Annotated in this window: 19 protein-coding genes; 5 read left to right on the top strand and 14 right to left on the bottom strand. The window is 67.2% G+C overall.

Annotation, left to right across the window (positions count from 1 at the left end; translation table 11 throughout):
- Positions 1-162 precede the first annotated feature (162 nt).
- From G3O00_RS00865 to G3O00_RS00850, 4 genes are all read left to right on the top strand, one after another.
- A complete protein-coding gene (locus G3O00_RS00865; protein ID WP_206141709.1) occupies positions 163-1,653 on the top strand; it encodes an aldehyde dehydrogenase family protein in 1,491 nt (496 codons plus the stop codon).
- Positions 1,613-3,169 carry an aldehyde dehydrogenase family protein gene (locus tag G3O00_RS00860; protein ID WP_241024874.1) on the top strand — a complete coding sequence of 519 codons (1,557 nt, stop codon included), beginning with the start codon at positions 1,613-1,615 and terminating at the stop codon, positions 3,167-3,169. Before G3O00_RS00865 ends, G3O00_RS00860 begins: the two co-directional genes overlap by 41 nt.
- A 51-nt stretch (positions 3,170-3,220) precedes the next feature.
- On the top strand, positions 3,221-4,291 hold the full coding sequence (locus tag G3O00_RS00855; RefSeq protein WP_206141707.1) for a zinc-binding dehydrogenase: 1,071 nt from the start codon (positions 3,221-3,223) through the stop codon (positions 4,289-4,291).
- Between the two features lie 76 nt (positions 4,292-4,367).
- Positions 4,368-5,792: an MmgE/PrpD family protein gene (locus G3O00_RS00850; protein WP_206141706.1), complete on the top strand. Its 1,425-nt coding sequence runs from the start codon at positions 4,368-4,370 to the stop codon at positions 5,790-5,792.
- Positions 5,793-6,031: 239 nt separating this feature from the next.
- Here G3O00_RS00850 and G3O00_RS00845 read toward each other — a convergent pair whose 3' ends face one another.
- The 6 genes from G3O00_RS00845 to G3O00_RS00820 form a co-directional block, all read right to left on the bottom strand.
- Positions 6,032-6,883: a CoA ester lyase gene (locus G3O00_RS00845; protein ID WP_206141705.1), complete on the bottom strand. Its 852-nt coding sequence runs from the start codon at positions 6,881-6,883 to the stop codon at positions 6,032-6,034.
- 3 nt (positions 6,884-6,886) lie between these two features.
- A complete protein-coding gene (locus tag G3O00_RS00840) occupies positions 6,887-8,077 on the bottom strand; it encodes a CaiB/BaiF CoA-transferase family protein (protein ID WP_206141704.1) in 1,191 nt (396 codons plus the stop codon).
- A 10-nt stretch (positions 8,078-8,087) separates the two neighbouring features.
- Positions 8,088-8,945, bottom strand: a complete 858-nt coding sequence (locus G3O00_RS00835) for a MaoC family dehydratase N-terminal domain-containing protein (RefSeq protein ID WP_206141703.1) — start codon at positions 8,943-8,945, stop codon at positions 8,088-8,090.
- A gap of 76 nt (positions 8,946-9,021) precedes the next feature.
- The gene (locus G3O00_RS00830; protein ID WP_206141702.1) at positions 9,022-9,954 is read right to left on the bottom strand and encodes an FAD-binding protein; all 933 of its coding nucleotides are present in this window, start codon (positions 9,952-9,954) and stop codon (positions 9,022-9,024) included.
- Positions 9,955-9,969: 15 nt separating this feature from the next.
- Positions 9,970-10,719, bottom strand: a complete 750-nt coding sequence (locus G3O00_RS00825; protein WP_206141701.1) for an electron transfer flavoprotein subunit beta/FixA family protein — start codon at positions 10,717-10,719, stop codon at positions 9,970-9,972.
- Between the two features lie 20 nt (positions 10,720-10,739).
- The gene (locus tag G3O00_RS00820; RefSeq protein ID WP_011349984.1) at positions 10,740-11,912 is read right to left on the bottom strand and encodes an acyl-CoA dehydrogenase family protein; all 1,173 of its coding nucleotides are present in this window, start codon (positions 11,910-11,912) and stop codon (positions 10,740-10,742) included.
- A 112-nt stretch (positions 11,913-12,024) separates the two neighbouring features.
- Between G3O00_RS00820 and G3O00_RS00815 the strand changes: the two genes are divergently transcribed.
- Positions 12,025-12,954 (top strand): LysR substrate-binding domain-containing protein, encoded by a 930-nt coding sequence (locus tag G3O00_RS00815; protein ID WP_011349983.1) that lies wholly within the window; start codon positions 12,025-12,027, stop codon positions 12,952-12,954.
- A gap of 123 nt (positions 12,955-13,077) precedes the next feature.
- Here G3O00_RS00815 and G3O00_RS00810 read toward each other — a convergent pair whose 3' ends face one another.
- The 8 genes from G3O00_RS00810 to G3O00_RS00775 all read right to left on the bottom strand — a co-directional run bounded on the left by G3O00_RS00810 (position 13,078) and on the right by G3O00_RS00775 (position 21,336).
- Entirely contained in the window at positions 13,078-13,911 is an 834-nt protein-coding gene (locus tag G3O00_RS00810) for an AraC family transcriptional regulator (protein ID WP_174938666.1), read from the bottom strand.
- Positions 13,912-14,007: 96 nt separating this feature from the next.
- A complete protein-coding gene (locus tag G3O00_RS00805) occupies positions 14,008-15,504 on the bottom strand; it encodes a class I adenylate-forming enzyme family protein (RefSeq protein ID WP_241024873.1) in 1,497 nt (498 codons plus the stop codon).
- 47 nt (positions 15,505-15,551) lie between these two features.
- On the bottom strand, positions 15,552-16,238 hold the full coding sequence (locus tag G3O00_RS00800) for a nitroreductase family protein (protein ID WP_174929247.1): 687 nt from the start codon (positions 16,236-16,238) through the stop codon (positions 15,552-15,554).
- 12 nt (positions 16,239-16,250) lie between these two features.
- The gene (locus G3O00_RS00795) at positions 16,251-17,417 is read right to left on the bottom strand and encodes a CaiB/BaiF CoA-transferase family protein (RefSeq protein ID WP_206141699.1); all 1,167 of its coding nucleotides are present in this window, start codon (positions 17,415-17,417) and stop codon (positions 16,251-16,253) included.
- Between the two features lie 2 nt (positions 17,418-17,419).
- Positions 17,420-18,658, bottom strand: a complete 1,239-nt coding sequence (locus G3O00_RS00790; protein ID WP_174929249.1) for a CaiB/BaiF CoA-transferase family protein — start codon at positions 18,656-18,658, stop codon at positions 17,420-17,422.
- A gap of 105 nt (positions 18,659-18,763) precedes the next feature.
- The gene (locus G3O00_RS00785; RefSeq protein WP_206141698.1) at positions 18,764-19,930 is read right to left on the bottom strand and encodes an acyl-CoA dehydrogenase family protein; all 1,167 of its coding nucleotides are present in this window, start codon (positions 19,928-19,930) and stop codon (positions 18,764-18,766) included.
- 24 nt (positions 19,931-19,954) lie between these two features.
- The gene (locus G3O00_RS00780; RefSeq protein ID WP_011349976.1) at positions 19,955-20,416 is read right to left on the bottom strand and encodes a MaoC family dehydratase; all 462 of its coding nucleotides are present in this window, start codon (positions 20,414-20,416) and stop codon (positions 19,955-19,957) included.
- A gap of 32 nt (positions 20,417-20,448) precedes the next feature.
- Positions 20,449-21,336, bottom strand: a complete 888-nt coding sequence (locus G3O00_RS00775; RefSeq protein WP_011349975.1) for a CoA ester lyase — start codon at positions 21,334-21,336, stop codon at positions 20,449-20,451.
- Positions 21,337-21,630 lie beyond the last annotated feature (294 nt).

The following is a 21,630-nucleotide window of genomic DNA, read 5'->3' as shown; positions in this document are numbered from 1 at the left end:
CCTGCTCGCTGGGCGGTGAAGACGGCCGCACGTTGTTCATGTGCGTCACGCCCGCCGATTTCGATCCGCAAGTGCGTCGTGCCAAGCCGCTGAGCGCGGTGCTGTCGACGCGGGTCGACGTGCCGCTGGCCTCACATGCGACCTCACTCATCCGGAGCATTCATGACGACAGTCACCGAGGCCGCGCAAGCCGCGCGCACACAAGCGCTTGCGTGGATCAACCGTGGCCCGAAGCGCCTGCTCATCGGCGGGCGCTGGGTCGATGCCGCGTCGGGCAACACGTTCGAGACGATCAACCCGGCGACCGAACAGGTGCTGTGCCGCGTGGCCGAGGCCGACAGCGCCGATGTGGATGCCGCCGTGATCGCCGCGCGCCGCGCATTCGACGCGCCGTCGTGGGGCGGGTTGTCGCCGCATGCGCGTACCCGCGCGCTGCTGAAGATCGCCGATGCGATCGAGCAGCATGTCGACGAACTGGCTGCGATCGAATCGCTCGACAACGGCATGCCGCTGTGGTTCGCGCAGGCCGCGGTGACGGCGACCATCGACATCGTCCGCTACTACGCGGGCTGGTGTTCGAAGGTGCTCGGCACGACGATCCCGTCGGACGGCAGCACGCTGATCTACACGCTGCGCGAACCGCTCGGCGTATGCGGCCAGATCATCCCGTGGAACGTGCCGATCCTGATGGCCGCGATCAAGTTCGCGAACGCGCTGTGCTGCGGCAACACGGTCATCCTCAAGCCGGCCGAGCTGGCCTGCCTCACGTCGATCCGTCTCGCCGAGCTGATCCAGGAAACCGACCTGCCGCCGGGCGTCATCAACGTGCTGCCGGGCTACGGTCCGACCGCGGGCGCCGCGCTGGCGCAGCACCCGGGCGTCGACAAGATCGCGTTCACGGGCTCGACGCCGGTCGGCAAGCAGATCACGCGCGACGCGACGCTGAACCTCAAGAAAGTGACGCTGGAGCTCGGCGGAAAGGCGCCCAACGTCATATTTGCCGACGCCGACATCGAGAAGGCCGTGCAGGCCGCCGTGAAGACCTTCTGCGGCAACTCCGGCCAGGTGTGCTCGGCCGGCACGCGCCTGTTCGTGCAGGAGGGCATTCACGAGCAGGTGGCCGAGCGCGTCGCGCAAATCGCTGCGACGTGGAAGGCGGGCGATCCGTTCGCATCCGATACGAAGCTCGGCCCGCTCATTTCGGCGAAGCAGCGCGATCGCGTGTGGTCGTACATCGGCTTGGGCCAGGAGGGCGGCGCGACGCTGCGGCTGGGCGGCGACCCGTGGCGCGGCGCCGGCTACTTCGTCGAGCCGACGGTGTTCGACAACGTGCGCAACGGCATGCGGATCGCGCAGGAAGAGATCTTCGGCCCGGTGCTGTCGATCATCCCGTTCAAGGACGAGGACGACGCGGTGCTGCAGGCCAACGACACGACCTACGGGCTGTCGGCCGCGGTGTGGACGCGCGACGTCGCGCGGGCGCACAAGGTGGTGCGCGCACTGAAGGCCGGGCGCCTGTGGATCAACACGTTCGGCGAATCCGATCCGGCGATGGCCTTCGGCGGATACAAGCAGTCGGGCTGGGGGCGCGAGTTCGGTCAGGAATCGATCGATGCGTACACGCAGACCAAGTCGATCATGCTGCGCATGTGATTTTCACCCATCCATTCAGAACAGAACGAAATCGAAGGAGACGCCAGTGAGCGTAAACATTCCAGGCTTCATCGAGGGCAACAAGAAACTGCTGATCGGCGGCCAATGGGTCGAACCGGCCGGCGGCGAGCATATCGAGGCGATCAATCCGGCCACCGGCGAGGTGCTGTGCCACATCGCGAAGGGCGGCACGCAGGACGTGGAGCGGGCCGTCGCGGCTGCGCGTCGCGCGTTCGAGGGGCCGTGGAGCCGCTTCACGCCCCATGAGCGGCGCAAGCTGCTGCTGCGCGTGCACGACGTCATTCTCGACCACTTCGACGAGCTCGCGCTGATCGAGACGCTCGACATGGGCGCACCGCTGGCGCGCACGCGCGGCTACAAGGAATGGCTGTCGCAACTGCTGCAGTTCTACGCGTCGCAAACCGGCGCCGGCACGGTGCAGGCCGCGCCGATGTCGATCGCGCCCGGCTTCACCGCGCTCAAGCACCTGATGCCGGTGGGCGTGGTCGGCGGGATCATCCCGTGGAACGGCCCGCTGATGGGGCTGTGGTGGATCTACGGCCCCGCGCTGGCCACCGGTTGCACGGCCGTGCTCAAGCCGGCCGAGGATGCGTCGCTGTCGTCGCTGCGCGTGTCCGAACTGATGATGGAAGCCGGCGTGCCCGACGGCGTGATCAACGTGGTGACGGGCTACGGCAAGGACGTCGGCCAGGCGCTGGCCGAGCATCCGGACGTCGACCGGGTGGCCTTCACGGGCTCGGTGGGCACCGCGCAGGCGATCGTGCGCGCGTCGGCCGGCAACCTGAAGCGCCTGCAGCTCGAACTCGGCGGCAAGTCGCCCGACATCGTGTTCGCCGATGCCGATCTCGACAAGGCCGTGCCGGGCGCGGCGATGGGCGTGTTCACCAATACCGGCCAGGTATGCGTGGCCGGCACGCGGATCTTCGTGCAGCGCGCGATCCACGACGAATTCGTGCAGCGCATTGCCGCGTTCGCGAAGACGATCCGGATCGGCGACGGCCTGTCGCCCGATACGCAGATCGGCCCGCTGATTTCGCAGCGCCAGCTCGAGCGCGTGATGCACTACGTCGACATCGGCGGCAAGGAAGCGACGCTCGTGCACGGCGGCCAGCGCCCGGGCGGCGAGCTGGCGCGCGGCTATTTCGTCGAGCCGACGGTGTTCGCCAACGTGCGCAACGACATGACCATCGCGCGGGAGGAAATCTTCGGGCCGGTGGCGTCGGTGATCCCGTTCGACACGATGGACGAGGCGCTGCAGCTGGCAAACGACACGCCGTACGGCCTGGCCGGCGGCGTGTGGACGAGCAACCTGTCGACCGCGCACAAGGTCTCGCAAGGCATTCGCTCGGGCACGGTCTGGGTCAATTGCTACGGCGTGATCGATCCGGCCGTGGGCTTCGGCGGCACGAAGATGAGCGGCTACGGATGGAAGGGCGGGAAGGAGCACGTCGAGAGCTTCCTGTACCCGAAGGCGACCTACTTCAACCTGGGCTGAGCCGGCACGCATGCGCTCGACCCCGTTGCACAACAATCAGGAGACAAGGACATGAAAGGCGTCGTGTTCAGAGGCGAACGGAAGCTGGAGATTCTGGATTTCGAGGATCCGGTGCCCGGCCCCGGCGAAGCGGTGATCGAGATGAAGGCCTCCGGCATGTGCGGCAGCGACCTGCATTTCTATCGCAACAAGCCGGCCGACGTGATCCGCTCGCTGGGCTTCAAGGATCTCGCGTCGCGCGGCATGTCGGAAGACACGCCGGTCATCGGCGGCCACGAGCCTTGCGGCCAGATCGTCGCGGTGGGCGCGGGCGTCGATCCGCGAGCGTTCAAGGTGGGCGATCGCGTCGCGGTGTTCCACTACGAAGGCTGCCTGCATTGCGACCACTGCCGCACCGGCTGGACGCAAATGTGCAGCCACGGCGCGGACATTCACGGCGTGATCAAGCACGGCGGCCACGCGCACTACATGAAGGTGCCGGCAACGTCGCTGGTCCACCTGCCCGACGAAGTGTCGTTCGCCGCCGGCGCGGCCATTTCGTGCGGCACGGGGACGGCCTGGGGCGCATTGCTGCGCCTCGATATCAGCGCACGCGACACGCTCGCGGTGTTCGGGCTGGGCCCGGTCGGCTTGTCCGCCGTGCAGCTGGCCGCGGCAATGGGTGTGGAAGTCATCGGGGTGGACATCGCGGCCGATCGTGTTGCCCGTGCGAAGGAATTCGGCGCGACCCACGTGATCGACGGCAGCAAGCTGGACCCGATCGAAGAGATCCAGAAGCTCACCGGCGGCCTGGGCGTGACCTGCTCGATGGACTGCGCGGGCGGCGAAGTGCCGCGTCAGCAGGCCGTGCGCAGCACGCGCCCGTGGGGCCGCATCGCGCTGGTGGCCGTCGGCGGCAACCTCAACGTCGACGGCATGAAGGACGTGATCGGCAAGCAGCGCACCATCATCGGGTCGTACACGTTCTCCGAGGTCAGCATGAAGCAATGCATCCATTTCGTCGCGGATCACGGCGTGGACGTCGACAAGCTGTTCACCGACTACTGGAAGATCGACCAGGCCGACGAAGCGTACCGGATGTTCGATGCGCAGTCGGGCGGCAAGGGCGCGTTCCTGTTCTGACCCGATGGAAGAGACGAGCACCGGATGCCCGGACACGTGCCGGGCCATCCCCATTTCGAATGTCGAGGAACCGTAAATGAGCATTACCCAAGAGCCCCGGCCCGTTGCGCCGGACAACTGCCCGCCGCTGGAACAGGCGGTGGTGCGCTTCATCCAGGAACTGAAATACGAGCATCTCGATGCGCATGCGCACGCCGGCCTCAACCGGCTGATGCGCGACCAGATCGCGTTGCAGGTCGGCATTTCGAAGCTGCCGTGGTCGGTGCAGCTGCTCGACTACGCGAAGGCCCAGCAGCGCCCGGGCAACAGCCGCGTCAGCGCATCGTCGCTGACGATGAGCGCGGCGGACGCCGCGTTCGTCAACGGCTCGTACGGCCACGGCTTCGAGTACGACGATGCGCACGGCCCCAGCTACAGTCACCCGGGCAGCTGCGTGATCCCCGCTGCGCTCGCGATCGGCGAGGAACTGGGTTCGTCGCTCGAGGACATCGTCGTCGCGATGGTAGCCGGTTATGAGGTGTACGCGCGCATCGGCAAGCTGGCCGCGCCCGACCTGCTGCAGCGCGGTTTCCACCCGCATGCGACGCTGTCGAACTTCGGCGCGGCGGCCGTGGCGGCCAAGCTGCGCGGCTTCGATGCCGAAACGACGCTGCACGCGCTCGCGATTGCGCTGAGCCACGTGTCGGGCACGACGGAGTACACGTCCACCGGCGGCTCCATCAAGCGGATCCATGCCGGCATCGGCACGCGCAACGGGATGGCGGCGGCCGACATGGCTCGCGCCGGCATCACGGGCCCGCGCGCGTTCCTGAGCGGCAACAAGGGCTTTTTCCGCACGTTGCTGCAGCGGCAGGCCGGCGACGCGGCCGAGCGGCGCTTCGCGATCGACCGGCCGTTCGAGATCGGCACGGTGTGGCTGAAGGCGTACTGCGCGTGCTACTGCACGCATGCGTACATCGACGCGCTGCGGCCGTTCGCGGCGCGCCGCGACGAGATCGCCGACATCCACCTGAAGATCACGCCGCATTTCAACGTCGTCGTCGGCACGGCCAACGCCAACGCGTACACGCCGAAGAACATCGAGCACGTGCAGTTCAGCCTGCCGATCCAGGCGGCGTTGACGCTGCTGGGCCACGGCAATGGCTATCCGGTCCATCGCGACTACCTCGCCGGCAAGGTGGACATGGCGCCGGTCATCGAGATCGCGCGCAGCATTCGCATCAGTGAGGCGCCCGAGCTGGAACAGCAGTATCCGGGCAAGTTCGTGGCCGACGTGACCGTGACGTTCAAGGATGGCCGCACCGAGCACGTGTTCGTCGGCGACCCGATCGGCACCGACACGAATCCGATGCCCGAGCACGAGCAGGACGCGAAGTTCATGGACCTGACCCAGGATGTGCTGGGTGCCGAACGGGCCCGGCAACTGCTGGCCGCGCTGCGCGAGTTGAACCCGGCGATGAAGGCCGCCGAGTTGACTCGCCTGTGGGCGGTTGAAGACTAAGGGGGAAATCGGCGAGGGGGCGCGCAAGCGTCTCCCGGCGCCACGCGACTGAAAGCGGCTCAAAACGATGGGCGGCGTCCGGATGCCGGACGCCGCCCATGTTTTTTCCCATAACTGGCTACCTGTCGGAATGACTGGCCTGCTGCCGCGTTCGGCGCGAGCCGCACGAGGGGCGCGATGGTCGCGATGGTCGCAAGGCAGGCCCCCGGAGTCGCAGGATCCTGCCGCGCGGCGATCGATTACTTCCGCGTGCCGGCGATGATCGCCTCGGCCGCGCGAATCACCGGGAGATCGACCATGCGGCCGTCCAGGCTGAACGCGGCGCCGCCGTGTTTCGCGGCTTCGTCGATCACGCGGCGCGCCCAAGCCTGTTCGTCTTCCGAGTAGCCCATCGCGTCGTTCACGCCGGTGACCTGGGCCGGGTGGATGCACAGCTTGCCGCCGAAACCGAATGCGCGCGCGCGCCGCGCATCGGCCGCCAGGCGTTCGGCATCGTCGGTGCGCGTGGTCACGCCGTCGATCGGCGCGGGCAGCCGGGCGCGGCGCGACGCGGCCACGATCGCATTACGCGCAAAGGCCAGCTCCGGCTCTTCCAATGTCGCGCGCATGCCGAGATCGAGCTGGAAATCCAGGTGTCCGAACGCGACGCGCACGACCTGCGGGTCGCGCGCGAGCGCATCGGCGGCATCGAGCCCGGCCAGCGATTCGATCAGCGCGACGAGTTGCGCGTGCTCGCCGAGCTGCGCCGCGACGTGGCGAAGCGCGCCCGCGTCTTCGGACTTCGGCAGCATCACGATCACGCCTTGCGCGGCCCAGTCGCGCAGTAGCGCGATGTCCGCGTCATGCCACGGCGTGCCGACCGCGTTCACGCGCACGACGGTGCGCGATCGCTGTTCAGGCGTCAGCAGCGGCAGGTGCTGCGCGAGTTGCGCGCGAGCGTTGTCCTTGCTGTCGGGGCTGACGGCGTCCTCGAGGTCGACGATGATGCAGTCGGCGCCCGAATCGAGCGCCTTCGCGAAGCGCTCGGGGCGGGTGGCCGGCACGAACAGGAGACTGCGCGCGTGCTGGACGGGGGAGAGGGGCTTGGACATGGCTCAGATCACGCCGGCGGCGCGCAGTTGTTCGATATCGGCGTCGGTGCGCCCGAGTTCATGCAGGATCGCCGCGCTGTGCTCGCCGAGCGCAGGCACCGCATCCATGCGCACGTCGAAGCTGTCGACCGTGGCGGGCGGCAGCAGCGCCTGCAGTTCGCCGGCCGGCGAATCGATCGAACGAAAACGCTCGCGCGCGTGCAGTTGCGGATGCGTCCACAGATCACCGACCTGGTTCACGGCGGCGTTCGCGATCTGCGCTTCGTCGAGGCGCGCGATCACGTCCTGCGCGGTGAGCGAGGAGAACGCCTGCTCGATCACGGCCTTCAGTTCCGCACGGTGTTCCGAGCGGTGCACGTTGGCGTCGAAGCGCGGATCGGTCGCGAGCGTCGGGTCGCGCAGCACGACATCGCAGAACGCTTTCCATTCGCGCTCGTTCTGCAGGCCGAGCATCACGACGCGGCCGTCGCCGGCCTTGAACGGGCCGTAAGGGTAGATGGTCGCGTGCGCGGCGCCGTTGCGGCCCGGCTGCTGCTGGCCGTCGTACGCGTAGTACATCGGGAAGCCCATCCACTCGGCCAGCGCCTCGAGCATCGAAATTTCCACGTGCGAGCCGATGCCCGTGACGCCGCGCTGCAGGAGCGCGCTGAGGATGCCCGTGTACGCATACATGCCCGCCGCGATGTCGGCGATCGAGTTGCCGGCCTTGCTGGGCTCGTCGGCCGTGCCCGTGATCGACAGGAACGCGGCCTCGCTCTGGATCAACAGGTCGTAGGCTTTCTTGTCGCGGTAGGGGCCGTCGGCACCGTAGCCCGAGATGTCGCAGACGATCAGCCGCGGGTACTTCGCGTGCAGCGCATCGAACGACAGGCCCATGCGCGCGGCCGCGCCGGGCGCGAGGTTCTGCACCAGTACGTCGGCCTGGGCCACGAGTTCGCCCAGCACTGCTTGCGCGGCCGGTTGCTTCAGGTCCAGCGTGAGGCTTTCCTTCGACCGGTTGGTCCACACGAAGTGCGATGCGAGACCGCGGGTGCGGTGGTCGTACGCACGCGCGAAATCGCCCACGCCGGGGCGTTCCACCTTGATGACGCGGGCGCCGAGGTCGGCGAGCTGGCGCGTGCAGAACGGCGCGGCGATCGCGTGTTCGAGCGTGACGACGGTCATCCCGCTCAGCGGGCCTTTTCGAGCTTGCATGATCGGATCGTTACTCCAGTTCGGCGCTGGCCTGCATGGCCAGCTGCCCTTGCGGGCCGCGTGCCCACAGGCGGGCGGCATGACCGTCGAGCTTGCCGTTCACCGTGAACGGCGCGGTGTCGAACAGCGGGCTCACGGCCTTGAACTCGAAGCTGCGTACAGTCTTCCCGGGGTGCGTGCGGCGCAGTTCCTCCAGCAGCAGCATCGCGATCAGCGGGCCGTGCACCACCAGGCCCGGATAACCTTCTTCCTGCATCGCGTAAGGCCGGTCGTAGTGGATCCGGTGGCCGTTGAAGGTGAGGGCGGAAAAGCGCATCAGCAGCACCGGGTCGGGCGTGACGACGCGCGAATACTGCTCGTCGGCCGGCGCCGGTGCCGGCTGCGGTGCCGGTGCACCGGCCGCGGCGGGAGGCGGCGCGTCGCGATACACGATGTCCTGTTCCTCGCGGATGGCCACGCCGTCGGCGTCGCTCGTTTCGTGCAGGACGGTGACGAACACCAGCTGGCCGCTACGGCCGGATTTGCTCTGCACGCTCAGGATCGTGGACCGGCGCTGCACCGGCGCATCGACGGCCAGCGGACGCAGGAACTGCAGCCGTCCGCCGGCCCACATGCGGCGCGGCAGCGTAACGGGCGGCAGGAAGCCGCCGCGCTGCGGGTGGCCGTCGACACCGATGTTCGACTGGCGCTCGCCCGGCAGGAAGTACAGCCAGTGCCACAGCGGCGGCAGCGTCGCGGGGAGTTCGGATGGGTTCGCGGAGTCCAGTGTCGCCTGCAGCAGACGGACGGGGGCCCGGGTAATCCGGTCCGCGCTGTCTTCACTGCGGCCGACCCACGCGTCGAAGGATTCGGAAGGCTCGACACTCATGGTGTTTCGTGCTCGATGATGGAAGCGTCCGGCAGGCAGCCGGCGCCTGCATGCCAGGCGCCGGCTGCCCTTGCCGTCAGAGTGCGTTGACCAGCTCGGGCACGGCCGCGAACAGGTCGGCTTCGAGGCTGTAGTCCGCCACGCTGAAGATCGGTGCTTCGGGATCCTTGTTGATCGCGACGATCACCTTCGAATCCTTCATGCCGGCCAAGTGCTGGATCGCACCCGAGATGCCGACCGCGATGTACAGCTGCGGTGCGACGATCTTGCCGGTCTGGCCGACCTGGTAGTCGTTCGGGACGAAACCGGCGTCGACTGCCGCGCGCGACGCGCCCAGTGCCGCGTTCAGCTTGTCGGCCAGCGGCTCCAGCACCTTCGTGTAGTTTTCGCCGCTGCCCAGGCCACGGCCGCCCGACACGATGATGTTCGCGCTCGTCAGCTCCGGACGGTCCAGCTTCGTCACTTCGCGGCTCACGAACTGCGACTGGCCGGCGTCGGCTGCCGCTGCGATCGTCTCGACCGCTGCGCTGCCGCCTTCCGCTGCCACCGCATCGAACCCGGTCGCACGCACGGTGATCACCTTGATCGAATCGCCCGACTGCACCGTCGCGATCGCGTTGCCCGCGTAGATCGGGCGCTCGAACGTGTCGGCCGACACCACCGCCGTGATTTCGGAGATCTGCGCGACGTCCAGCTTCGCGGCGATGCGCGGCGTGACGTTCTTGCCGTAGGCCGTGGCCGGGACGAGGATGTGCGAGTAATCCTTCGCGATGTTCAGCGCGGTGGCTTCGACGTTTTCCGCGAGGCCCGCTTCGAGTTGCGGCGCATCGGCCAGGAGTACCTTCGACACACCTGCAATCTTCGCTGCCGCATCGGCTGCGCCTTGCGCATTGTGGCCCGCGACCAGCACGTGAATGTCGCCGCCGATCTTCGCTGCGGCCGCCACCGTGTTCAGCGTCGCGGCCTTGATCGACGCGTTGTCGTGTTCTGCAATCACCAGAATCGTCATTTTTTCCGCTCCCTCTTACAGTACCTTGGCTTCGGTCTTCAGCTTCTCGACCAGCGTCTGCACGTCCGGCACCTTCACGCCGGCCGCGCGCTTCGGCGGCTCGACCACCTTCAGCGTCTTCAGACGCGGCGCAACGTCGACGCCCAGGTCTTCCGGCTTCACCGTTTCCAGCGGTTTCTTCTTCGCCTTCATGATGTTCGGCAGCGTCACGTAACGCGGCTCGTTCAGGCGCAGGTCGGTGGTGACGACCGCGGGCAGTTGAAGCGACAGCGTTTCCGCGCCGCCGTCGACTTCGCGTGCGACCGTCGCCTTGCCGTCGGCCACCGTGACCTTCGATGCGAACGTCGCTTGCGGGAAGCCTGCCAGCGCGGCCAGCATCTGGCCCGTCTGGTTCGAATCGTCGTCGATCGCCTGCTTGCCGACGATCACCAGTTGCGGCTGTTCCTTGTCGACCAGCGCCTTCAGGATCTTCGCGACGCCGAGCGGCTCGACGCCGTCGTTCGACTCGACGAGGATCGCGCGATCCGCGCCGATCGCCAGCGCCGTGCGCAGCGTTTCCTGTGCCTGCGCGATACCGACCGATACTGCGATCACTTCGGTCGCCACGCCGGCTTCCTTCAGGCGGACGGCTTCTTCAACCGCGATTTCATCGAACGGGTTCATCGACATCTTGACGTTCGAGAGATCGACGCCGGTGCCGTCGCCCTTGACGCGAACCTTGACGTTGTAGTCCACCACGCGCTTGACGGGTACGAGAATCTTCATGGAGAGGAATCCTTCCGGAATCAGTAGGAACGGGGGAGCTGCAGCACGTGCTCGGCTACGTGCCCCAGGATCATGTTGGTGGAAATCGGCGCGACCTGGTACAGGCGCGTTTCGCGGAACTTGCGCTCCACGTCGTATTCGCATGCGAAGCCGAAGCCGCCGTGCGTCTGCAGGCACGCATTGGCCGCTTCCCAGCTTGCCTTCGCGGCCAGGTACTTGGCCATGTTGGCTTCGACCCCGGCGTTCTGGCGCGCGTCGATCTTCTCGCAGGCGCGCCAGCGCATCAGGTTCGCGGCCTCCAGCTCGATGAACGATTCGGCGAGCGGAAACTGGATGCCCTGGTTCTGCCCGATCGGGCGGCCGAACACCTTGCGCTCGCTCGCGTAGTCGCGTGCTTTCTCGAGGAACCAGTAGCCGTCGCCGATGCATTCGGCCGCGATCAGCGTGCGCTCGGCGTTCAGGCCGTCGAAGATCACCTTCAACCCCTTGCCTTCGGTGCCGAGCAGCGCGTCTTCCGGCAGCTCTAGGTTGTCGAAGAACAGCTCGTTGGTCTCGTGGTTGACCATGTTGAGGATGGGGCGCACCGTGAGGCCGTTGCCGATCGCCTTGTCCAGCTCGACGATGAAGCACGACAGGCCGTCACTCTTCTTCTGCACCTGGTCGAGCGGCGTGGTGCGCGCGAGCAGGATCAGCAGGTCGCTGTGCTGGACCCGCGAGATCCACACCTTCTGGCCGTTGATGACCCAGCGGCCGTCCTTCTTCACGGCCGTGGTCTTGAGCTTGGTGGTGTCGCTGCCGGTGGTGGGCTCGGTCACGCCCATCGACTGCACGCGCAGTTCGCCCGCCGCGATGCGCGGCAGGTAGCGCTGCTTCTGCGCTTCGGTGCCGCTGAACACGATGGTGTTCATCACGTACATCTGGCCGTGGCACGCGCCCGAATTGCCGCCGGAGCGGTTGATCTCTTCCATGATGACCGACGCCTCGGCCATCGACAGGCCCGGGCCGCCGTATTCCTGCGGAATCAGCGCGGCCAGCCAGCCTGCTTGCGTGAGGGCCGTGACGAACGCTTCGGGGTAGCCGCGCGCCTCGTCGATCTTGCGGTGGTATTCGGCCGGATACTGATTGCACAGGCCGCGTACCGCGTCGCGGATTTCCTGGTACTGGTCGGGGGCGGAGAAAACGGAGGCGCTCATGAATCCTGTCTCGTCATTGGCATGGGTTGAGTCCATAATAAGTTTTGATGGATTTCTTAAACAATAGAATTTTCTGATCGCCAAATCAGTTTTTGGCATCGAGGTATCCGCGATGGATCTCAAGCAACTGCGCGCCTTCGTCACCGTGGCCGAAACGGGCAACGTCACCCGGGCGTCGAGCCTGTTGAATCTCGTGCAGCCGGCCGTGTCGCGCCAGCTGCGCCTGCTCGAGGAGGACATGGGGACGGAACTGTTCGACCGCAGCCGGCACGGGATGCAGCTCACGCCGTCGGGCAAGACGATGCTCGAATACGCGCGCCGCATCCTCAACGAGGTGGCGCGGGCCAAGGCCGAGATCCAGCCGACCGAGGGGCCGGTGGCGGGCATCGTGAGCATCGGGCTGCTGGCCAGCACGTCGGATCTGCTGGCCACGCGGCTGGCGGGCGAGGTCGCGCGGCGCTACCCGCACATCCGGCTGCGGCTCACGATCGGCTACGCGGGCCACCTGCAGGACTGGCTCGAAGCGGGGGATGTCGACGCGGCGCTGCTGTACGGGCAGAAGGAGACGCCCGCGCTGCACGTCAAGGCATTGATCGACGAGAGTCTGTGGGCCGTCGCGGCGCCGTCGGCCGGGCTGTCGCGCAAGCGGCCGCTGCCGCTCGAGCGGGTCGCGCGCGAGCCGTTCATCCTGCCTTCCGCGCCGCAGGGCCTGCGGGCCGCGATCGAGCATGCGGCGGCCGAGGCGGGCGTGACATTGCAGGTCTTCGCCGAAACCAATGCGCTGAGCGTGCAGAAGGAACTGGTCGCGCAAGGCCACGGCTGGACGATCCTGCCGGCCGTCGGCGTGACGCAGGAGGTCGAGCGCGGCATCCTGACCGCGGCGCCGCTCGCGTCGCCGGGCGTCCGCCGCACGATCGTGCTCGCGGCGCCCAGCAGCCGGCAGGCCACGGCGCCGGTGCGCTGCGTGGTCGCCGTGCTGCTCGACTGCGTGAAGGCCACGTTCGACCAGGGCGACTGGCCCGATGCGCGCTGGCTGGGTTAGAGAGAGCCTGTGATCGGCGTGAGCCGCGTCCAGGGCGGTCGTGGCCTCCCCGGCGGATGTGCGGGGCCGGAACACGGCAGCGCCGGACCGGCCCCGGCGTGACTCCACGGGGCCGCGCGGCGCTTACTTCACCGGCATGCAGATGCGCGTCTGCAGCTGCGCGGGCGGCGTGCTGCGCGGGTCGTTCAGGTACTGCTCGAACATCGGAAAGTCGGCCGGCACCATCCCGCTCGCGGGCAGCCATTCGGAGAACATCCAGTTATACGGCCGGTCCATTTCGTTATACGGCCCCGTGTAGGTCAGGATCGCGCAGCGGCCGGCGGGGATCTCGAAGCGTTCCAGCTCGTCGCCTACCTCGGCGTCGGGCGCGACGGACATGCCGGCCATCGAGCGCAGGCGGTCGGCCGGCACCTGCTCGGGATCGTCGAAATACACGCCGAAGCCGATCGCCTCGGGGCGCGCCAGGCCGCGGGCGGCGGCCAGCATGAACGCACGGGTGAAGACCGGGCCGATCTCCTGATAGCTGCCGTGGTGCGGCAATGCGGCCAGTACGGCGCCAGGGAAGGTTTCGATGGTGACGGGATACATGCCGAGCTCCTGTGGATTGAACGGAACGGAGCGGGCCGCGCGGTAGCGCCCCGGCGACAGGCCGAAGGTCGCGCCGAACGCGCGGTTGAAGGCAGCGTCCGACGTATAGCCGGCGCGCTGCGCAACGTCGCGCAATGGCACCCCGGTCCCGCCCAGTGCGACCGCCGCGCGGTGCATGCGAATGCGCTGCACGGTGGCGTTCACCGTCTCACCGAGCATCGCGCGGTAGACGCGATGAAAGTGATACGGCGACAAGCACGCGAGGTCGGCCAGCAGATACAGATCCGGGTCGGCGTCGGGGTGGCTTGCCAGCCAGCGCAGGACGGGGTCCATGCGCCGGGCGTATTGGGTCAGGGTTCGGGTTTTCAATTGCGGGCTCCTGGAGGAGCAATGTAGGGTCGGCGGGTTTGCAGATTTTGCGGTTTTTTCGGAGAAGGGGAAACCGCGCCGGCACTGTTTCGCGGGCTACAGCCGCGCCAGCAATTCCCGTCGCATGAGCTTGCCGTTGCCGTTGAACGGCAGTGCATCGATGGGGATGATGCGCGCCGGGTGCTTGTAGGCGGCGAGCCGTTCGCGCAGATACCGGCGCAACGCGGCTTCGTCGAGCGGATGCGCGGCATCGAGTTCGACGAACGCGACGACGGCCTCGTTGCCGTCTGCTTCCTTCTGGCCGACCACGGCCGAGTTCCGGATCCCGGGGAACCCGTTGAGCGCCTGTTCCACTTCGCCCGGATACACGTTGAAGCCGGAACGGATGATCATGTCCTTGAGCCGTCCGACGATGAACAGCGCGCCGTCGTCGTGCAGTTCGCCCAGGTCGCCCGACGCGTACCAGCCGCCGTCGCGCATCACGTCGGCGGTGGCGGCCGCGTCGCGGAAATAGCCGGGCATCAGGCCCGTGCCGCGCAGCCAGATTTCGCCGCGCTCGCCGGCCGGCAGCGTGCGGCCGCTGGCCGGATCGACGATGCGCAGTTCGGCGCCCGGAAACGCGTAGCCCGCGCTGGTGTCGTGGCGCGTTTCGCCCAGCCGCGTCGCGTGCAGCGAGCCCGCGTATTCCGACAGTCCGTAGCCGTGATGCAGGGGCTGGCCGAACATCGCCTCGACCTTCTGCTTGAGCGCGCTGTCGAGCGGCCCGGCGCCGGCGTACAGGTAGCGCAGGTGCGGGGCGTCGGGGTGCGCGATGCGTTGTTCCTCGCCGTGCTGAAGCAGGCGGGCAAACAGCATCGGCGGGCCCTGCACCTGGCTCACGCGCCGGTGCGCGAGCGCGTCGAACAGGTCCGCCGGCTCGAACCGCGAGCGCATCTCGAGCGCGGCGCCCGCATGCAGCGACGCAAGCAGCACCGTGCCCAGCCCGAAGATGTGCGTCATCGGCGCGTACGCGTAGACCTTGTCGTCCGGCCCCAACGCGCGCGATTGCGCGGAGACGCGTGCGAAATGCAGCACGCCGCGGTGCGTCATCATCACGCCCTTGGGCGCACCCGTCGTGCCGGACGTGAAGATGATCGCGGCGACGTCGCTCGCCAGCGGTTCGGGTTCGACCTCGGCCGCGGCGCGCACGGCGCTGCGCGCGAGGCCGCCCACGCAGGACGGGCGGGCATCGTGCCGCGCCGCATGGGCGCCGGCGGCCGGCGAAACTTCCGATGTGAAATACAGCACGCGCGCGTCGGCCTTCGCGGCGAATGCGTCGACTTCGCCCGGCGCCATGCGCGCATTGACGCCGCACGACCACGCGCCGACGCGGCTGCACGCGATCAGCAGCGCCGCGTGCTCGGGGCAGTTCTCGGCCACCACCAGCACGCGGTCGCCGGCGCGCACGCCGTCGTCGCGCAGTTCGCGCGCGAGCGCATCGGCCAGCGCGCCGACGTCCGCATAGCTCAGCGTGCGGTCGGCGAGATGGATGAACGGCCGTTCGGGGGCGTCGGTCAGCCAGCGATCCAGCAGTTCGTGAATACGTTCGGCCATGCTCGCCTCTCCTTGCATCGATCTCGATCGTGCACAGCGTGCCACGCTCACGCGAAACGCGTCAGGTCGTCCACACCGGCGCGGGTGGTGCGGAACCGGTTGACCGGGTGTTCGTCTTCCGCGTAACCGAACGAGATCGCGCAGATCATGTGCTGCGTATCGGGGATGTCGAAATAGTCGCGGACGAAATGCGCATGGCGGGCCAGTGCGCCCTGCGGCGTGGTGGCGACGCCGTGCGCATAGGCCGCGAGCAGGAACGACGACACGAAGCCGCCAGCATCGACGAGGGCATACGGGCCCAGTTCCGCCGGCACGGTGACGATCGCCACGTGCGGCGCATCGAACAGGCGGAAGTTGCGGAATGCCTGCTCGGCGCTGCGCTCGCGGTCCTTCGGGCCGATGCCCAGCGACGCATAGAGCGCAATGCCGGCGCCGCGCCGGCGCTCGCCGTAGATGCCCTGGTAGCTCGGCGGGAACGGCAGATCCGATTCGTTCTCCGGATGATCCTGGACCCGCTGCATCAGCGCTTCGCGAAAGCGCCCGGTGCTTTCGGCGGTTTCGGTGATCACGAGTTGCCACGGTTGCACGTTGCACCACGACGCCGAGCGGCTGGCCATGGCGACGATGCTGCGGATCAGCTCGACGTCCAGCGCGTCGTGCCGGTACGCGCGACAGGTGGAGCGGCCGCTCGTCAGGCGATCCAGCGCTGCGAGCTCGGGAGTAGGGGTGGTCATGTCAGTCAGGTCTCAGATGAAGGTGCCTCGCGCGCGACAGGCGTCGATCTGTGCGTCGGGCAGCCAGCCCTGCAGCGCGGCGATCGCGTTGTCGGTCGTCGGTGCCGCGGGCGCCTCGGGCCGTGCGGCCGGCGTGCGCGAAAAACGCGGGCCGGGCGCCGGGTGCGTCACGCCGTCGAGATCGACGAACGTGCCGCGTGCGTGGAGGTGCGGATGGCTCGGCGCTTCGTCGAAGTCGAGTACGGGCGCCACGCACGCGTCGAGATGGCCGAGCCGTTGCGTCCACTCGTCCCGCGTGCGCTCCCTGAATTTTTCGGCGAAAACCTGCTTGGCCTGCGGCCACTGCGCACGATCCATCTGCGCCTGCAGCAGCGGGTGATCCTGCAGGTCGAGGTGTTCGAGCAGCAGCCGGTAGAACTTGCCTTCGATGGGGCCGACGCTCACGTACTTGCCGTCGGCGCACGCGTAGACCTCGTAGAACGGTGCGCCGGTGTCGAGCAGGTTGGTGCCGCGCGCTTTGTCGAGCATGCCGGCCGCATGCAGGCCCATCGTCACCGTCATGATCGACGCGACACCGTCCACCATTGCGGCATCGACCACCTGGCCTTTGCCGGAGCCACGCGCTTCGAGAATGCCGGCGAGCAGCCCGAACGCCAGGTACAGCGAGCCGCCTGCGTAGTCGCCGAGCACGTTGAGCGGCGGCGTCGGCGCCTGCCCGGCGCGGCCCATCGCGTGCAGTGCGCCGGTGATCGAGATGTAGTTCAGGTCGTGTCCGGCCACCTGCGACAGCGGGCCATCCTGCCCCCAGCCGGTCACGCGGCCGTAGACGAGGCGCGGGTTGCGCGCGAGGCACGGTTCGGGACCGAGGCCGAGGCGTTCCATCACGCCGGGGCGAAACCCTTCGATCAGCGCATCGGCGCTGGCGATCAGGTCGAGCACCATGTCGACGGCGGCCGGATCCTTCAGGTCGACGCGAATCGACTTGCGGTTGCGCAGCCCGAGATCGAATTGCACCGGACGCGGTGCGCCGAGGCCGGACGGCTCCTTGCGATCGACGCGGATCACGGTGGCGCCGAGATCGGCGAGGAACATCGCGGCCAGCGGTCCGGGGCCGATGCCCGCGATCTCGACGATCTTGATGCCGGCCAACGGGCCGGAACGGGAGGGTGCTGCGGGCATGATCAGATCACTCCCGCGTCGCGCAGTTGTTGCAGGCGCTCTTCCGGCAGCTTGAGCAGCTCCCGGTAGATCTCGTCGTTGGCGGCGCCGAGTGCCTGCGCGGGCTGGTCGAACTGTACGGGCGTCCCCGACAGCTTGATCGGCAGGCCCATGCCCATGGCGTTGACGTCGGCAAGGCCCGGGTGCTCGAGCCGCACCACGGCGCCGCGCTCCTGCAGCACCGGATCCTTGAGCACGTCGAGCGGCGAGCGTACCGGGGCGGCCGGCACGCCGCGCTTGATCTGCAGTTCGTCGATCACTTCTTCCGTCGTGTGGCGGCGCGTCCATGCCTCGATGATCGCGTTGATCTCGGTCGCATGCTTCATGCGCGGGCCGCGTGTCGCGTAGCGCGGATCGGTGGCCATCTCGGGCCGGCCCACGGCTTCCATCAGGTTCTGGAACCAGTCGGGCTGGAAGGCCACCATCGCCACATAACCGTCGCGCGTGCCGTACACGCCGAACGGCACCAGCCGATCCTGGAAGTTGCCTGAGCGCTTCGCGTAACCGTGCTTGAGGAACACGTCGAAATGCTCCTCGGCCACCAGTGACGCGAGGCAATCGAGCATCGATACCTGCACGCACTGGCCGACGCCGGTCCGGCCGCGGTGAATCAAGGCGGCGAGGATGCCGTTGACCGCATACAGCGGCGCGATCAGGTCGGCGATCGGCAGGCCCGAGCGCGTCGGCGGGCCGTCGGCGAAGCCGGTCACGTCCATGATCCCCGACAGCGCCTGGACGATGATGTCCATGCCTTTCAGGTTCTTGTAGGGGCTGGGTTCGCCGAACGCCTTGATCGACGCATAGACGATCTTCGGATTGACCTGGCGCACGCTTTCGTAATCCACGCCCAGGCGGGCCGTGACGCCTTCGCTCGCGTTCTCGATGACGACGTCGGATTCCTTGACCAGTTCCATGAACAGCGCGCGGCCCTGTTCGGATTTCAGATCGAGCGTGATGCTCTTCTTGTTGCGTGCGCGGTTGAGAATGGTCAGCGACACTTCGTCGTCGCCCTTCACGCCGAAGTGGACACCGTCCTTGCCGACGTACGGGGGATTGTTGCGCGCAATATCGCCGCCGCCGGGGGACTCGACACGGATGACTTCGGCGCCCATTCCACCCAGCAACAGCGATCCGTAGGGGCCGGCCAACGCCACGGTCAAATCGAGGACGCGAATGCCGTCCAGAGGTCTTGCAGCTGACATGCTTGTCTCCTGAATCTTGTGTGCGGGCGGTGCCGGGCCTGCATGGCCGGCACCGCCCGCGATCCGGCGATGCCCGATGCGGGAACCGCCGGCGGATGGCCGCGCTTAGTAGGACTTCGGCAATCCGAGCTTGCGTTCAGCGATGTTCGACAGAATGAGTTGCGGGGTGACAGGGGCAATGTAGCCGATCCACGCTTCCCGCATGAACCGCTCGACGTGGTACTCCTTCGCGTAGCCGAAGCCGCCGTGCGTGAGGATCGCGGTCTGGCATGCGTTCATGCACGCCTCGGATGCCAGCAGCTTCGCGGCGTTCGCCTCGGAGCCGCACGACTGCCCGCGGTCGTACAGGTCGGCGGCCGCAAAGATCATATGGTTCGCCGCTTCCAGTTCGGCCCAGTTGCGCGCCAGCGGATGCTGGACGCCCTGGTTCTGGCCGATCGGGCGGCCGAACACGACGCGCTCCTTCGCGTACTGCGTCGCGAGATTGAGCACCGCGCGACCGATGCCGACCTGCTCGACCGCCACCAGCACGCGCTCCGCATTCATCCCGTGGAAGATGTAGCTCAGGCCCTTGCCTTCCTCGCCGATCAGCTCGTCCTTCGACACCGGTAGGTCGTCGATGAAGAGCTCGTTCGTATCGACCGCCGCGCGGCCGAGCTTGTCGATCTCGCGGATGTCGACATATCGGCGATCGAGCTTCGTGTAGAACAGGCTCAGCCCTTCGCTGTGTTTTTTCACCTGCTCGATCGGCGTGGTGCGCGCGAGGATCAGCATGTGGTCGGCCACTTGCGCGGTCGAGATGAAGACCTTCTTGCCCGAGATCAGGTAATTGCCGTCGGGCTGCTTCTTCGCGACGACCTTCAGCTTCGTGGTGTCGAGGCCGGTGTCCGGCTCGGTCACCGCGAAGCACGCCTTGTGCTCGCCACGCGTGAACGGCGGCAGCCACGCCTTCTTCTGCGCGTCCGAGCCGAAATGCACGACCGGCTGCAGGCCGAAGATGTTCATGTGGATGGTGGACGCCGCGGCCTGGCCGCCGCATTCGGCGACCGTGCGCATGAAGAGCGCGGCCTCCGTCACGCCGAGATTCGCGCCGCCGACGTCTTCGGGCATGCAGATGCCGAGCCAGCCGCCGCTCGCGACCGCGTCGAAGAATTCATGCGGGAACTGATGATTCTTGTCCTTGTTGCGCCAGTATTCGAGCGGAAAGTCCGCACAGATCTTTTGTGCGGCGTCGACGATTGCCTGCTGGTCGGCTGTGAGCTGGTAGTTCATGATCGAGTCTCCTGCAGGACGCCGTTACGCGTTACCGGCCGGACGCAGCATCATCAGGCCCGTCCGCACGGCCGTGCACACGATCTCGTCGCGCTGGTTCTTCGCGACGTGCTTGAACGTGACGATGCCCGAATCGGTGCGGCTCTTCGACAGCCGCGTGTCGACGATTTCGGTTTCGACGCGAATCGTGTCGCCGTGAAAAGTGGGCTTGGGGAACGCGATTTCGCCGAAGCCGAGATTGCCGAGCGTCGTGCCGAGCGTGGTTTCGTACACCGTGATGCCCGCCACCAGCGCGAGCAGGAACATGCTGTTCACGAGGCGCTGGCCGTACATCGTGTTCTTGCTGTATTCGGCATCGATGTGCAGCGGCGCGCAGTTGTAGGTCATCGCCGAGAACAGCACGTTGTCGGTTTCGGTCACGGTGCGGCGGATCGCATGCTCGATCACCATGCCGGGCTTGAATTCTTCAAAGTAAAGGCCTGCCATTTTTTCTGTCTCCTTGGGTGTCCGGGAAGCGATCAGCGATTGAACGACTCGGCGAGTTCGATGATTTCGCGTGCCGTTTTCGCGTGGGCGATGTCGATGTGCTCGCCGTCGTAGATGCACGATGCGCGCCCTTCGGCCTGGGCCTGGTCCAGCGCGTCGATCATGCCTTGGTAGAACGCCACGTCCTCTTCGGTCGGGCTGTAGGTGCGGTTGACGATCTCGACGTTCGACGGATGCAGCACCAGTTCGCCGCTCATGCCGAGCTGGCGGTCGTTCGCGGACGACACCTTCAGTCCTTCGAGGTCATGCACCTGTTGCCATACGCCGCCGATCGGCAGCTTGCCGGCGGCGCGCGCGGCCATCACGATGCGCGATTTCAGGTACTGGGTCTCGCGGCCTTCGAGCGACCACACGGTCTTCAGGGCGCGGGCTACGTCGGCATTTTTCGCGGTGGCGCCGACGATGGCCGGTACGCGCTCGTGCTGCGCGATGTCGTACGCGAGCTCCAGCGAACGCGCGGTTTCCAGCAGCGGGATCACCTTCGTATGGCCGACCGGGACGCCCGCGCGGTATTCGGCTTCGGCCAGCATCGACGACACCGTGTGGATGTCTTCCGGGCCGCAGGGCTTCGAAATCACGATGCCTTCGACGACCGGGTTCACGATCGCGAGGATGTCGTCGAAGTCGTACAGGTGCGCGCTGCGGTTGATGCGCACCCAGATGCGCTGCTTCTGCTCGGCCAGCCACGCGAGCTTTGACCGGACGATTTCACGCGCCTCGACTTTCTGTGCGGGCGGCACGCTGTCCTCGAGATCGAGGATCAGCGCATCGGCTTTCGATTGGATGGACTTCTCGATCCAGGTCGGCTTGTTGCCTGGAACGAAGAGGAAGGAACGGATGGGTTTCATCTGCGTCGTCATGATGGTCTTGGCCTGTTGATGGAGTCGCCTGATTCATCGTTAGGCATCAACCTAACAACTGGTAGTTAGTTTGGCGCTCAAATCGCGAGACCGTCATTGGGGTTTATACGGAGATGCTGTGCGGAGGGGAGGCGGCGGGCGGCGTGAGCCGGGGGCGGGAGGCGGCCGCGTGCAGGGGGCCGCTTGCGGGCTGAAGGAGGGCGAGCGCATTGCGGTAGCGGGCGCATTCCTGCGTGGCATCTGTCGTGACGCCGATCCGCAAGCATGACGGCATCAATGCCCCAACGCATACGG

Origin of the sequence: Burkholderia sp. Ac-20384 (assembly GCF_017104605.1) — a bacterium.
In the GTDB taxonomy this organism is placed as follows: Bacteria; Pseudomonadota; Gammaproteobacteria; order Burkholderiales; family Burkholderiaceae; genus Burkholderia; species Burkholderia lata.
The sequence above is the reverse complement of the archived record's forward strand: the minus strand, read 5'-3'. Positions and strand labels throughout refer to the sequence as shown.